The 14924-nt window shown below is 72.2% G+C and carries 9 protein-coding genes; 8 read left to right on the forward strand and 1 reads right to left on the reverse strand.

Features of this window, described 5'->3' with window-relative positions:
- Positions 1-2 precede the first annotated feature (2 nt).
- The 6 genes from ACLF5H_RS02995 (at position 3) to ACLF5H_RS03020 (ending at position 8055) form a co-directional block, all read left to right on the forward strand.
- On the forward strand, positions 3-1253 hold the full coding sequence (locus ACLF5H_RS02995) for a sensor histidine kinase (protein WP_421674520.1): 1251 nt from the start codon (positions 3-5) through the stop codon (positions 1251-1253).
- Positions 1243-1884 (forward strand): response regulator, encoded by a 642-nt coding sequence (locus ACLF5H_RS03000; protein ID WP_421674521.1) that lies wholly within the window; start codon positions 1243-1245, stop codon positions 1882-1884. Before ACLF5H_RS02995 ends, ACLF5H_RS03000 begins: the two co-directional genes overlap by 11 nt.
- 101 nt (positions 1885-1985) lie before the next feature.
- Positions 1986-3707, forward strand: a complete 1722-nt coding sequence (locus ACLF5H_RS03005) for an ABC transporter ATP-binding protein (protein ID WP_421674522.1) — start codon at positions 1986-1988, stop codon at positions 3705-3707.
- On the forward strand, positions 3704-5482 hold the full coding sequence (locus ACLF5H_RS03010) for an ABC transporter ATP-binding protein (RefSeq protein ID WP_421674523.1): 1779 nt from the start codon (positions 3704-3706) through the stop codon (positions 5480-5482). Before ACLF5H_RS03005 ends, ACLF5H_RS03010 begins: the two co-directional genes overlap by 4 nt.
- A 306-nt stretch (positions 5483-5788) precedes the next feature.
- The gene (locus ACLF5H_RS03015; protein ID WP_421674524.1) at positions 5789-7444 is read left to right on the forward strand and encodes a M4 family metallopeptidase; all 1656 of its coding nucleotides are present in this window, start codon (positions 5789-5791) and stop codon (positions 7442-7444) included.
- Between the two features lie 89 nt (positions 7445-7533).
- A complete protein-coding gene (locus tag ACLF5H_RS03020) occupies positions 7534-8055 on the forward strand; it encodes a DUF1990 domain-containing protein (protein WP_421674525.1) in 522 nt (173 codons plus the stop codon).
- Between the two features lie 47 nt (positions 8056-8102).
- Here ACLF5H_RS03020 and glgP read toward each other — a convergent pair whose 3' ends face one another.
- Positions 8103-10721, reverse strand: a complete 2619-nt coding sequence (gene glgP, locus ACLF5H_RS03025; RefSeq protein WP_421674526.1) for an alpha-glucan family phosphorylase — start codon at positions 10719-10721, stop codon at positions 8103-8105.
- A 322-nt stretch (positions 10722-11043) separates the two neighbouring features.
- Between glgP and ACLF5H_RS03030 the strand changes: the two genes are divergently transcribed.
- Together ACLF5H_RS03030 and treS are read left to right on the forward strand one after the other, a co-directional pair.
- On the forward strand, positions 11044-13221 hold the full coding sequence (locus ACLF5H_RS03030; protein ID WP_421674527.1) for an alpha-1,4-glucan--maltose-1-phosphate maltosyltransferase: 2178 nt from the start codon (positions 11044-11046) through the stop codon (positions 13219-13221).
- Positions 13218-14918 (forward strand): maltose alpha-D-glucosyltransferase, encoded by a 1701-nt coding sequence (treS, locus tag ACLF5H_RS03035; protein ID WP_136104376.1) that lies wholly within the window; start codon positions 13218-13220, stop codon positions 14916-14918. Before ACLF5H_RS03030 ends, treS begins: the two co-directional genes overlap by 4 nt.
- Positions 14919-14924: the final 6 nt, after the last annotated feature.

Raw genomic sequence — 14924 nt, forward strand, 5'->3', positions numbered from 1 at the left:
GCATGACGCACGCGACCGGGCCCCAGCGCAGGGCCTCCTTCGACCGCTGGGGACCCTACGCGCTGCTCGCCGTGGGCCTGGTGACGGCGGGTGCCTCGGCCCATGCGGTGGGGATGTCGCGGGGCGAGACGGAGGCGGCCGGGGCGCTGGTGGTCGCCGCCCTGCTGCTCCAGCTGTCGTGGGGGCGGGTGACATCGGACACACCGGGGCCGAACCGTGTCACCACGGTCCTCTACTTCGTGCGCTGGGCGATGGCGTTCGCGCTGACCTGGCTGAACCCGTTCTTCGGGATCTACGCGGCCGTCGGCTACTACAGCTCAAGCCTGCATCTGGCGCGGCGGCTGATGCCGCTCGGGCTGCTCATGACCGCGGTGACCATGGCCGGCAGCGAGATCGGCGGGATGCCGCCGCACGGGCCGCTGATGTGGGTGATCTTCGCGGCGGTCTTCTGCACCAACGTCGGCCTGGTCGGGCTGTTCTTCCGGTTCGCCGATCAGGAGCAGCGGCGCATCGAGGACCAGGCGGACACCATCGACGAACTGGAGCGCACCAACGCGGCGTTGCAGCAGGCACTGGACGAGAACGCGGCCCTGCACGCGCAGTTGCTGGTGCAGGCGCGGGAGGCGGGGGTCGCCGACGAGCGGCGCAGGCTCGCCGCGGAGATCCACGACACGATCGCGCAGGGCCTGACCGGCATCATCGCCCAGCTCCAGGTGGTGTCCAGCGCGACGGACCTGGCCACCGCCCGCACCCATCTGGAGCGCGCCTCCTCGCTCGCCCGGCACAGCCTCGGCGAGGCCCGCCGCTCCGTGCACAACCTCGCCCCCGTCGAACTGGCCGCCGCCGGGCTGCCGGAGGCGCTGAAGAAGCTGGTCGCCGACTGGGGCGAACGCACTGGCGCCCGGGCCGAGTTCACCGTCACCGGTACCGCCGAGTCGCTGCACGAGGAGGTCTCGGCGACGCTGCTGCGGACCGCCCAGGAGGCGCTGTCCAACGCGGCCCGGCACGCCCGCGCGAGGCGGCTCGGCGTCACCCTGACCTATCTGGGCGAGGAGGTGATCCTGGACATCCGCGACGACGGCACCGGCTTCGACCCGGCCGCCGTCCCCGCCCGCAGCCACGCGGGGGGCTTCGGTCTGGCGGGGATGCGGGCGCGCGCCGAGCGGATCGCGGGCACCTTCGCCGTCGAGTCGGAACCGGGGCACGGCACCGCGGTGTCGGCTCGCGTACCGTTGGTGCGCGATGTCCACTGAACCCCTCATCACGCTGCTGATCGTCGACGACCACCCGGTCGTCCGGGACGGTCTGCGCGGCATGTTCGAGTCGGCGCCCGGCTTCCGGGTGCTCGGCGAGGCCGCGAGCGGGCCCGAGGCGGTCGCGGGGGCGGCCGAGCTGGACCCCGACGTGATCCTGATGGACCTGCGCATGCCGGGCGGCTCGGGGGTCGCCGCCATCCGCGAGCTGACCCGGCGCGGCGCCCGCGCCAAGGTCCTGGTGCTCACCACGTACGACACCGACTCCGACACGCTGCCCGCGATCGAGGCGGGCGCCACCGGCTACCTCCTCAAGGACGCCCCGCGCGACGAGCTGTTCACCGCCGTCCGCGCCGCCGCCGAGGGCCGCACCGTCCTCTCCCCCGCCGTCGCCTCCCGCCTCGTGCGCGCCGTGCGCACCCCCACCCCCGGCAACGAGCCGCTCTCCACCCGCGAACGCGAGGTCCTCACCCTGGTCGCCAGGGGCACCTCCAACCGCGAGATCGCCCGCGAACTGTTCATCAGCGAGGCCACGGTCAAGACCCACCTCACCCACCTCTACACCAAGCTGGGCGCCAAGGACCGCGCGGCCGCGGTGGCGGCGGCGTACGACCGGGGCATCCTGGGCTGAGCCCGCGCCCGCGCCCGCCCCGCCGTTAATCGATGGAGCCGTGCCGCGGCCCGCCGATAGCGTCGGGGCTTTCTGTCGGGAGCACGGTGGGTGGGGGCTTGATGGTCGACGCGTACGAGGAGCCGGGGACGGCACAGACGCGTGGGGGCTGGTGGTACCTGTGGTGGGTGGTGGCGCGGCAGCGGGCGCGGCCGTGGGCGGCGAGCGGGCTGGGTACGGCGTGGATGGTGCTGCTGGCGGCGCAGCCGTACATGACGCAGCGGGCCGTGGACGAGGGGCTGGTGCCGGGGCGGTTCGGGGTGCTGGCCGCGTGGAGCGCGGCGATGTTCCTGGTGGGGGCGGTGACCGCCTGGCTGAGCCTTCTGCGGCACCGGACGATGACCCGGCTGCGCATGGACGCGAGTTTCCGTACGAGCAAACTGGTCGTGGAGCAGACGGTGCGGCTGGGGGCCGCGCTGTCCCGGCGGACCGAGGCCGGCGAGGTGGTGACGGTCGGGGTCGGCGATGTGAACGCCATCGCGGACTCGCTCTCCATGGTCGGACCGGGTGTCGCCTCGATCGTGTTCTACGGGGTGGTGGCCGGGCTGCTGGTCTCGGTCTCCCCGCCGCTCGCCCTGGTCGTGCTGCTCGGCCTGCCCCTGATCGCGCTGGTCACCGGGCCCCTCAGCCGGCGACTCCAGGGTGTCGAGAGCGAGTACCGGCAGCGGCAGGGCGTGCTCACCGCCCGCATCGGTGATCTCGCGGGCGGACTGCGGGTGCTGGGCGGGCTCGGCGGCAAGGGCCTGGTCGCGGACGCCTTCCGCGCGGACTCGCGGCGGCTGCGCGAACAGGGGTACCGGGTGGCCTCGGTGGCCAGCTGGATGCAGGCGCTCGCCGTGGGCCTGCCCACCCTCTTCCTCGCCGTCGTCACCTGGCTCGCGGCCCGCATGGCCGCCCAAGGAGAGCTGAGCATCGGCCAGTTGGTCGCAGTGTACGGATATGTCGCGGTACTGGTCGGCCCCGTCGCCTTCTTCGTGGAGATGGCCTACGAACTCAACCGGGGCGTCGTCGCCGCGCGGCGCGTCGTACGGCTGCTGCGCCTGGACCCGGAGCCCGACGAGGGCACCCTGCCCGCGCCCGGGCGGCCCGCCGAGCTGTGCGACCCCCGCTCCGGGACCCGGGTGGCGCCGGGCCGGCTGACCGCGCTGGCCGCCGCCCGGCCCGCCGACGCCACCGCCGTGATCGACCGCCTCGGCCGGTACGGGCCGACCGACGCCGTCTGGGGGGAGGTGCGCGTGGACGCCGTACCGCTCACGGAGGTGCGGCGGCGGATCCTCGTCGCGGACAACGAGGCCGATCTGTTCGCCGGGCCGCTGCGGGAGGCCGTGGCCGCGCGGCGCCCGGCCGGTGTCGACGCCGTGCGGCGGGCGGTGCACACGGCCGCCGCCGAGGATGTCGTGGACGGGCTGCCGGACGGGCTGGACACGGCGGTTTCCGGGCAGGGCCGCAGCCTGTCCGGCGGTCAGCGGCAGCGGCTGCGGCTGGTGCGCGCCCTGCTGGCCGACCCCGAGGTGCTGCTCGCCGTCGAGCCGACCTCCGCGCTGGACGCGCACACCGAGGCGACGGTGGCCCGGCGGCTGCGGGCGGCCCGGGACGGCCGTACCACTCTCGTGGCCAGTACCTCCCCGCTGGTGCTCGACCACGCGGACACCGTGGTGTTCCTGGCCGAGGGGAAGGTCGTCGCGACCGGGCCGCACCGCCGGCTGCTGGCCGAACAGCCCGCCTACCGGGCGCTGGTGGCCCGGGACGCGGCGGACATCGACAAGGAAGGGGCCGCCTCATGAGCGCCGCCGAGACGCTGCTGCCCGTCGCGGACCGCGCGGGCGTACGACGGGCCGTTGTGCGGCTGGTGCGCGCCGACCGGTGGGGGTTCACCGGCACCCTGCTGCTGAACGTGCTCGCCGCGGCGGCCGGGCTCGCCGGGCCCTGGCTGCTCGGCCGGATCGTCGACGAGGTGCGGGCCGGCCGCGGGGTCGGCGCGGTCGACCGGCTGTCCCTGTCCATCCTGGTGTGCGCACTGGCCCAGCTGCTGCTGGCCCGTTGGGCGCGCCGGGCGGGCAACCGGTTCGGCGAGCGGACCCTCGCCCGGGTGCGCGAGGGGTACGTCGAGAACGTGCTCGCGCTGCCCTCCGCCGTGGTGGAGCGGGCCGGTACCGGCGATCTGACCGCGCGCGGCACCGCGGACGTGGCGATGGTGGGCTCGACCCTGCGGGACGCCGGTCCCGAGCTGCTCATCAGCGGGGTGCAGGGCCTGTTCGTGCTGGGCGCGGTGTTCGCGCTCGATCCGCTGCTCGGCGGGATCGCGCTGCTCGCGCTGACCCCGATCTGGCTGGTGCTGCGCTGGTATCTGCGGCGCGCCCGGGACGCCTACCTCGCCCAGGGCGCGGCGAGTTCCGCCGTGGCGGAGATCATCGCGGCGACGGCCGAGGGCGCGCGCACCGTCGAGGCGTTCGGACTCGCCGAGCGGCGGATCGCCGCGAGCCGGGACAGCCTGGAGCATTCCCGCCGGGCCCGCTTCCACACCTTGTTCCTGCGCTCGGTGTTCTTCCCGGTCATCGAGACGACATACGCCGTCCCGGCGGCGGCCGCGCTGCTGCTCGGCGGCTGGCTGCACGCGCGGGGCGAGATCGGCGTGGGGGCGGTGGTGGCGGCGGCGCTGTATCTGCGGCAGTTCGTGGATCCGCTGGACCAGGTCCTGATGCGGGTGGAGCAACTCCAGAGCAGCGGCGCGTCGTTCGCCCGGGTGGAGGGGCTGGCCCGGGCGAAGGACACCGGCCCGGCGGACGGCCGTACGACCGCGGGTGTCACCCCCGCTGCCGACGCCCGGATCGAGGTCCGCGGTCTGCACTACGCCTACGACCACGGCGCCGAGGTCCTGCGCGGCGTCGACCTCGCCGTCCGCCCCGGTGAACGCCTCGCCCTGGTGGGGCCGTCCGGCGCCGGCAAGACCACCCTGAGCAGGCTCCTCGCGGGCGCCGACCGGCCCGGCCGCGGTGCGGTGACCGTCGGCGGGGTGCCCGTCGCGGACCTGGCGCCCGAGGTGCTGCGCCGCCAGGTCGTCCTCGTCACCCAGGAGCACCACGTCTTCCTCGGCACCCTCCGCGACAACCTCCGCATCGCCGAACCCGCCGCCACCGACGCCGAGTTGTGGGCCGCGCTCACCGCTGTCGGCGCCGCTGCCTGGGTGCGTGAGCTGCCGGACGGTCTCGGCACCCGGCTGGGCACCGGCGGCCACCCGACCGACGGCTCCCAGGCCCAGCAACTCGCCCTGGCCCGCGTCGTGCTGGCCGATCCGCACACCCTGATCCTGGACGAGGCGACCGCCCTCCTCGACCCGACGACCGCCCGGCACACCGAACGCGCCCTCGCCGCCGTCCTGCGCGGCCGGACCGTCATCGCCGTGGCGCACCGGCTGCACACCGCCCATGACGCGGACCGCGTGGCGGTGATGGAACACGGCCGGCTGACTGAACTGGGCACCCATGACGAGTTGGTGGCGGCCGGCGGCGCCTACGCGGCGCTGTGGCGGACCTGGCACGGGGATACCGCACAGCCGTGACCGACATCAAGCCACACATGGGGCGCCTTCCCGAGGAGAACGGAATGTGGCGTTCCTGCAAATCGCCTCCCAAACCTCATGAAACTCAAGGCAGTTGAGGTGGACAAGCCAGTCAGGCGCCACTTGTTCACACCACTGCAACATTTCCCCTGAGGTCGCTTTCCAGCCAACATCACTTCAGGGTCCTGACATGTACGCGCCCCAGGTGTCACTCTCTCTCCACGCCGCAAGCAGCACAGCAGCTTCACAGCGAACTACCCGGTCAGTAACCCCACGCTGGCCGGCCTCCCCCACGAAGGAGCTTGCGTGAGCCCCCTCTACGCGCGTCACCAGCGCACCACCCTGGCCATCGCCACCGCCGTCGCCGCCGGAGCGCTCATCTCCGCCGGTCTGGCCACCAGCGCCTCGGCCGCCCAGACCCCGGCCGCCGCCAAGCCGCTGGCCGCGGCGCCCACCGCGCTGTCCGCCGCCGCCCACACCTCGCTGATCAAGCAGGCGCAGGCGGACGCCCCGGAAACCGCGCAGCAGATAGGCCTCGGCGCCAAGGAGAAGCTGGTCGTCAAGGACGTCGTCAAGGACGTCGACGGCACGGTCCACACCCGCTACGAGCGCACCTACGCGGGCCTGCCGGTCCTCGGCGGCGACCTGGTCGTGCACACCGCGAAGTCCGGCAGGACCGAGGGCGTCACCAAGGCGAACAAGGCCACCATCAAGGTCGCCTCGCTCACGCCGAAGCTCACCCCGGCCAAGGCCGAGAAGCAGGCCGTGTCCGCCGCCAAGACCCTCGGCTCGGCCAAGTCCACCGCGGACGGCGCCCGCAAGGTGATCTGGGCCGGTTCCGGCACCCCCGTCCTCGCCTACGAGACGGTCGTCGGCGGTCTCCAGGACGACGGCACCCCGAACCAGCTGCACGTCATCACCGACGCGGCCACGGGCAAGAAGCTCTTCGAGTACCAGGGCATCGAGAACGCGACCGGCACCGGCAAGACCCTGTACTCGGGCTCGGTCAGCCTGACCACCACCCAGTCGGGCTCGTCGTACCAGCTCACCGACGCCAGCCGCGGCGGCCACAGCACCTACAACCTGGCGCACAAGACGTCGGGCAAGGGCACGCTGTTCACCGACGCGGACAACGTCTGGGGCACCGGCGCGGCCTCCAGCTCGACCACGGACCAGACGGCCGCCGCGGACGCCGCCTACGGCGCCCAGGAGACCTGGGACTTCTACAAGAGCACGTTCGGGCGCAGCGGCATCAAGAACAACGGTGTCGGCGCGTACTCCCGGGTGCACTACGGCAGCCAGTACGTGAACGCGTTCTGGGACGACAGCTGCTTCTGCATGACGTACGGCGACGGCTCGGGCAACAACCACCCGCTCACCGCGCTGGACGTGGCCGGCCACGAGATGAGCCACGGTGTCACCTCCAACACCGCGGGCCTCAACTACAGCGGCGAGTCCGGCGGTCTGAACGAGGCCACCTCGGACATCTTCGGCACCGGTGTGGAGTTCTTCGCGAACAACGCGTCCGACAAGGGCGACTACCTCATCGGCGAGAAGATCGACATCAACGGCGACGGCACCCCGCTGCGCTACATGGACAAGCCCAGCAAGGACGGCGGTTCGGCGGACTACTGGTCCTCCTCCGTCGGCAACCTGGACGTCCACTACTCGTCCGGCGTCGCCAACCACTTCTTCTACCTGCTGTCCGAGGGCAGCGGCGCGAAGACGATCAACGGGGTGTCGTACAACTCCCCGACGTCCAACGGCTCCACGGTCACCGGCATCGGCCGGGACAAGGCGCTCCAGATCTGGTACAAGGCGCTGACGACGTACTTCACGTCGACCACCAACTACAAGTCTGCCCGCACGGGCACGCTGTCCGCGGCGTCCGCCCTGTACGGCTCCTCCAGCGCCGAGTACAAGGCGGTGGCGGCGGCCTGGTCGGCGGTCAACGTCAGCTGACCCCCGTACGGCGGTGACGAGGGCAGGGATGTGAAGAGGGCGGCACCCGGAGCGGATCTCCTCCGGGTGCCGCCCTACCCTTGTGCCCCATGTCCTCGGCACCCTTCACGTACGAACCGGTCGGAGCGACCCGCGACGACCTGACCTTCTGCCCGCCCGGGTTCCGCCCGCTGCTGGTGCGCACACGTCTCGGCGAGGGCCACAAGGTCTTCAGCCGGGCCGCCGAGGCGGTCCTCACCTGGGAGATGCACCGCGCGCTCGGCGTGGGCATAGAGGCCACCGCCGACCGCGCCGCCCCCGGCGTGGACGTCACGGTCACGCTGGCCGGCGTGGTCAAGGCGCCCTGCCGGATCATATGGACCGCCGAGGAACCCCGCCGCGCGGGCTGGGCCTACGGCACCCTGGAGAGCCACCCCGAATGCGGCGAGGAGGTCTTCCTGATCGACCGCACCGGCGACGGCACGGTCTGGCTCACCGTCGCCGCCTTCAGCAGACCGGCCAAGTGGTACGCCAGGGCGGGCGGCCCGGCCACCCGCGGACTCCAGCACGCGTACGCGCGGCGCTGCGGGGCCGTGCTGAAGAAGATGTGCGCGGCCTACGACGCGGACTGAACCGGCGCCGAGGCCCCCGGCCGTCGCACCCGGGGGCCTCGGGTCGGCTACCGCAGCAGCACCCCCGCCCCCTGCCCCGCGTCCTCCGTCGGCAGGGCCACCACGCCCACCTCCGCCGTCGAGGCGAGCAGGCGGTGGGCGGGGAGGATGCGGACCGTGCAGCCGTACGGGCCAGTGCGGTCCAGGGAGAGCTGGCCCTCGTAGAGACGGTGGCCCTCCAGATCGGGGGTCCCGGCCGGTTTCAGCGGGACGATCGTGGCGTCGGTGATGCGGTCCTGCGCGTCCACCCGCCCGGAGACCGCCTGGACCTCGACGTCGTCGGGGGTCAGCGCGCCGAGCCCGACCCGCACCCGCAGCCCGATCGTCGTACCCAGCTCCGCCGTGGCCGTCGTCTCGGTCGTCTCCACATGGTCGACGCTCACCGAGTGCCAGGCGCCCCGCACCCGCGCCTTCCACCCGGCCAGCTCCCCCGCGGTGTCCGGGGTCAGCGCGCGATGGGAGCGGGCGGCCGGGGCGTACAGCCGCTCGACGTACTCGCGGACCATGCGGCCCGCCAGCACCTTGGGGCCGAGCAGGGTGAGGGTCTGGCGGACCATCTGGATCCAGCGGTCGGGCAGCCCGCCCCGGCCGCGCTCGTAGAAGCGCGGGGCGATCCGCTGCTCCAGCAGGTCGTACAGGGCGGCCGCCTCGATGTCGTCGCGCCGCTCCACGTCAAGGCCGGTGCCGTCCGCGGTCGGGATGGCCCAGCCGAAGTCCGGCCGGAACCACTCGTCCCACCAGCCGTCCCGCACCGAGAGGTTGAGACAGCCGTTCAGCGCCGCCTTCATCCCGGAGGTGCCGCACGCCTCCAGCGGGCGCAGCGGGTTGTTCAGCCAGACGTCGCAGCCGGGGTAGAGCCGCTGCGCCATCGCCATGCCGTAGTCGGGCAGGAAGACGATCCGGTGCCGCACCCGGGGGTCGTCCGCGAACCGGACCAGCTCCTGCACCAGCCGCTTGCCGCTGTCGTCGGCCGGATGCGCCTTGCCCGCCACCACGATCTGCACCGGCCGCTCGGGATGCAGCAGCAGCTCCCGCAGCCGGCCCTGGTCGCGGAGCATCAGCGTCAGCCGCTTGTACGACGGCACCCGCCGCGCGAACCCGATGGTGAGGACGTCCGGGTCGAGCACCCCGTCGATCCAGCCCAACTCGGCGTTCCCCGCCCCGCGTTGCCGCCAGGACGCGCTGAGCCGCTCACGCACCTCCAGCACCAGCTGTTCGCGCAGGGTGCGGCGCAGCTCCCAGATCTCCTGGTCCGGGATGTCCGCCACCGAGTCCCAGCGCTCGAAGCCGCCGACGGCGAGCGCGTCCTCGGCCCGCTGGGTGCCGAGCTTCCGGGCGCCGAGCCGCAGCACCTCGGGGGCCACCCAGGTGGGGGCGTGCACCCCGTTGGTCACGGAGGTGATCGGCACCTCCTCGGTGTCGAACCCCGGCCACAGTCCGGCGAACATCTCCCGGCTGACCTGTCCGTGCAGCAGCGAGACCCCGTTGGCGCGCTGGGCCAGTCTCAGTCCCATCACGGCCATGTTGAACAGGTTCGGCTCGCCGCCCGGGTACGTCTCCATGCCGAGCGCGAGGATCCGGGGCGTCTCGATGCCGGGCAGCTCGGCGTCCGGGCCGAAGTGCCGGGCGATCAGGTCCCGTTCGAAGCGGTCGATACCGGCGGGGACCGGGGTGTGGGTGGTGAACACCGTGCCGCCGCGCACCGATTCGAGCGCGGCGTCGAAGTCCAGCCCCCGCGCGCACAGTTCGGCGATCCGCTCCAGGCCGAGAAAGCCCGCGTGCCCCTCGTTGGTGTGGAACACCTCCGGCTCCGGGTGCCCGGTGAGCCGGCCGTACGCGCGCACCGCCCGGACACCTCCTATGCCCAGCAGCATCTCCTGGAGCAGCCGGTGCTCGCTGCCGCCGCCGTAGAGCCGGTCGGTGACGGAGCGGGCGCCGAGGTCGTTCTCCTCCACGTCCGAGTCGAGCAGCAGCAGCGGCACCCGGCCGACCTGCGCCAGCCAGATCCGGGCGTGCAGGGCCCGCCCGCCGGGCAGGGCGAGCGAGACGCGCGCGGGCGTCCCGTCGGGCTCCGCCAACGGGGTGAGGGGCAGCTCGTTGGGGTCGAGCACCGGGTAGTGCTCCTGCTGCCAGCCGTCGCGGGAGAGGGTCTGCCGGAAGTACCCGTGCCGGTACAGCAGCCCGACGCCGATGAGGGGGACGCCGAGATCGCTGGCCGCCTTCAGATGGTCGCCCGCGAGGATGCCGAGACCCCCGGAGTACTGCGGCAGGGCGGCCGTGATGCCGAACTCGGGGGAGAAATAAGCCACGGCGCGGGGCAGTCCCTCGGGCTGCGCCTGATACCAGCGGTCACCGGTCAGATAGTCGTCCAGATCGTCCGCGACCGCGTTCAGACGGCGCCGGAAGCGCCGGTCCCCGGAGAGTTCGGCCAGTCGCGCGGGCCGCACCCGGCCCAGCAGCCGCACCGGGTCGCACCCGGCACCGGCCCATGCCTCCGGGTCCACGGACTGGAAGAGATCGCGCGTCTCCGCATGCCATGACCAGCGCAGATTGTGCGCCAGCTCGCTCAGCGGCCGGAGGGGTTCGGGGAGAACGGGACGGACGGTGAACCGACGGATCGCCTTCACATGCCACCTCGGCGGGCGCGTTACGGGGTGAGACGTACGGCGGCGCACGTCTCGTCGTCCCTGCCGACGGTAGTGGTTACCGGAGCGTCGGTGGGGACGTGCCGGCGGGGGTGTCGGGCGTGGGGAGACGGGCCCGGGGCACCCGTACAAGTGGGCCGGTCTGGTGGGTGGACATACGCGCGAGTAGTTAACAAAGTTCCGGATTGCCCACCCGAAAAGGGTGGGAAGGCTCCACCGGTACCCACCCCACAGGCAGTACCCGGCACCGCCCGCAGGACCCACCTCCCCTGGTCATCCCACGTTGACGCGGACAGGAGCGGTCATGCCCGCCACGCACCACTCGTCAGCCGCACCGCACACCCCGACGGCCGCCGCGCGCGCCGCGTCGTCCTCCCCGCCGGGCGACGCCCCGCCCCCGGGTGACGCCCCGCCCCCGGGCGGCGCGCCCTCGGCGGCGGCGAAGAAGACAGCGGCCAGAAAGCGCGCCAAGTCCCCCACCGGGACTCCACCCAGGCGGGCCACCGCCGTCGGCCGTATCCCGGTCCTCGATGTACACCCCGTGGTCCAGCACGGGCGCCGGCCCGCCAAGGCGGTGACCGGGGAGGCGTTCGAGGTCTCGGCCACCGTGTTCCGCGAGGGGCACGACGCGGTGGCGGCCGATGTGGTGCTGCGCGATCCCCGGGGCCGGCCGGGACCCCGGACGCCGATGCGGGAACTCGCCCCGGGCACCGACCGCTGGGGCGCCACCGTCACGGCGGGGTCGCCCGGCCGCTGGACGTATACGGTCGAGGCGTGGGCCGATCCGCTCACCACCTGGCGGCACCACGCCGGGATCAAGATCCCCGCCGGTCTGGACACCGAACTGGTGCTGGAGGAGGGCGCGCGGCTGTACGAACGCGCCGCCGCCGGGATCCCGAAGACGCGGCGGCGCAAGGTCCTGGACGCGGCGGCCGCGCTGCGCGACGAGGACCGCCCGGCCGCCTGGCGGCTCGCGGAGGCGCTACGGCCCCCCGTGCGGGAGGTCCTGGACCGTTACCCGCTGCGGGAGTTGGTGACCGCGTCCGATCCGATGCCGCTGCTGGTGGAGCGGGAGCGGGCGCTGTACGGCTCCTGGTACGAGTTCTTCCCGCGCAGCGAGGGCACGGCGAACCGGCCGCACGGCACGTTCCGTACGGCGGCCCGCCGTCTGAAGCCGATCGCGGAGATGGGTTTCGACGTCGTCTATCTGCCGCCGATCCACCCGATCGGCGGCACCTTCCGCAAGGGCCCGAACAACGCCCTCACCGCCGGTCCCGACGACGTCGGGGTGCCCTGGGCGATCGGCTCCCACGAGGGCGGGCACGACGCGGTCCACCCCGACCTCGGCACCATCGAGGACTTCGACCACTTCGTGGGCGAGGCACGGGAGTTGGGCCTGGAGATCGCACTGGACTTCGCCCTCCAGTGCTCCCCCGACCACCCCTGGGTGCAGAAGCATCCGGAGTGGTTCCACCACCGCCCGGACGGGACGATCGCCTACGCCGAGAACCCGCCGAAGAAGTACCAGGACATCTATCCGATCGCCTTCGACGCCGACATGGACGGGCTGATCGCGGAGACGGTCCGGGTGCTGCGGCACTGGATGGACCACGGGGTGCGGATCTTCCGCGTGGACAACCCGCACACCAAGCCGGTGGTGTTCTGGGAGCGGGTCATCGCCGAGATCAACCACCGGGACCCCGATGTGATCTTCCTGGCGGAGGCGTTCACCCGCCCGGCGATGATGCGCACCCTGGCGCAGATCGGCTTCCAGCAGTCGTACACCTACTTCACCTGGCGCAACACCAAGCGGGAACTCACCGAGTACCTCACCGAGTTGGCGGGCGAGACCGCGGCCTACATGCGGCCCAACCTGTTCCCCAACACCCCGGACATCCTGCACGCCTACCTCCAGCACGGCGGCCGTCCCGCCTTCGAGGTGCGTGCCGTGCTCGCGGCCACCCTCTCCCCCGCCTGGGGTGTCTACAGCGGCTACGAACTGTGCGAGAACACCCCGCTGTGCCAGGGCGGCGAGGAGTACCGCGACTCGGAGAAGTACCAACTCCGGCCCCGGTACTGGGAGTCGGCCGCGCGTGAGGGCCGTACGATCGCGCCGCTCCTCACCCGTCTCAACGCCGTCAGAAGGCGCAGCCCCGCCCTGCGGCAGCTACGCGACCTGCACTTCCACCACGCCGACCAGGACGCGGTGATCGCCTACTCCAAGCGTGCCGGATCGAACACGGTTCTGGTCGTCGCCAACCTCGACCCCCACCACACCCAGGAGGCCACGGTCTCGTTGGACATGCCGCAACTCGGCCTGGACTGGCACGAGTCGGTGCCGGTCCGCGACGAGCTGACCGGCGAGACCTACCACTGGGGCAGGGCCAACTACGTGCGCCTCGAACCGGGCCGACGCCCCGCGCACGTCCTCACCGTCCTGCGACCGTCCAACCCGCAGATCGGAGGGTCACCCACCATATGATCGTCAACGAGCCCGTCCCGGACACCTTCGCGGACACTCCCGCCCGGGACCGGGACCCGGACTGGTTCAAGCGTGCCGTCTTCTACGAGGTCCTGGTGCGCTCCTTCCAGGACAGCAACGGCGACGGCGTCGGCGACCTCAAGGGCCTGACCGCCAAACTCGACTACCTCCAGTGGCTCGGCGTGGACTGCCTGTGGCTGCCGCCCTTCTTCAAGTCCCCGCTGAGAGACGGCGGTTACGACGTCTCGGACTACACCGCGGTGCTGCCGGAGTTCGGTGACCTCGCCGACTTCGTGGAGTTCGTGGACGCCGCCCACCAGCGCGGCATGCGCGTGATCATCGACTTCGTCATGAACCACACCAGCGACCAGCACCCGTGGTTCCAGGAGTCCCGCAAGGACCCCGACGGCCCCTACGGGGACTACTACGTCTGGGCCGACGACGACAAGCAGTACCAGGGCGCCCGCATCATCTTCGTGGACACCGAGGCGTCCAACTGGACGTACGACCCGGTACGCAAGCAGTACTACTGGCACCGCTTCTTCTCGCACCAGCCGGACCTCAACTACGAGAACCCGGCGGTGCAGGAGGAGATGATCTCCGCGCTGAAGTTCTGGCTGGACCTCGGCATCGACGGGTTCCGCCTCGACGCGGTGCCGTACCTGTACCAGCGCGAGGGCACCAACTGCGAGAACCTGCCCGCGACCCACCAGTTCCTCAAGCGGGTCCGCAAGGAGATCGACACCCAGTACCCGGACACCGTGCTGCTGGCCGAGGCCAATCAGTGGCCCGAGGACGTGGTCGACTACTTCGGGGACTTCCCGAGCGGCGGCGACGAGTGCCACATGGCGTTCCACTTCCCGGTCATGCCGCGCATCTTCATGGCGGTGCGGCGGGAATCGCGCCACCCGGTCTCGGAGATCCTCGCCAAGACGCCCGCTATTCCCTCGCGTTGCCAGTGGGGGATCTTCCTGCGCAACCACGACGAGCTGACCCTGGAGATGGTCACCGACGAGGAACGCGACTACATGTGGGCGGAGTACGCCAAGGACCCGCGGATGCGGGCCAACATCGGCATCCGCCGCCGTCTCGCGCCGCTGCTCGACAACGACCGCAACCAGATCGAGCTGTTCACCGCCCTGCTGCTGTCCCTGCCCGGCTCGCCGATCCTCTACTACGGCGACGAGATCGGCATGGGCGACAACATCTGGCTCGGCGACCGCGACGCCGTCCGCACCCCCATGCAGTGGACCCCCGACCGCAACGCGGGCTTCTCCTCCAGCGATCCGGGGCGGCTCTTCCTGCCCACGATCATGGACCCGGTCTACGGCTACCAGGTCACCAATGTCGAGGCGTCGATGTCCTCGCCGTCCTCGCTGCTGCACTGGACCCGGCGCATGATCGAGATCCGCAAGCAGAACCCCGCCTTCGGACTCGGCTCGTACAACGAACTCCCGTCCTCCAACCCGGCGGTGCTCGCCTTCCTGCGCGAGTACGAGGACGACCTGGTGCTGTGCGTGCACAACTTCTCCCGCTTCGCCCAGCCCACCGAGCTGGACCTGAGCCGCTTCGGCGGCCGGCACCCGGTCGAGCTGTTCGGCGGGGTGCGCTTCCCCGCGGTGGGCGAACTGCCGTATCTGTTGACCCTGGCGGGACACGGCTTCTACTGGTTCCGGCTGCGCCGCGACCCGGCGTAATACCGC

It is taken from the genome of Streptomyces sp. LaBMicrA B280, assembly GCF_049222185.1.
In the GTDB taxonomy this organism is placed as follows: domain Bacteria; phylum Actinomycetota; class Actinomycetes; order Streptomycetales; family Streptomycetaceae; genus Streptomyces; species Streptomyces murinus.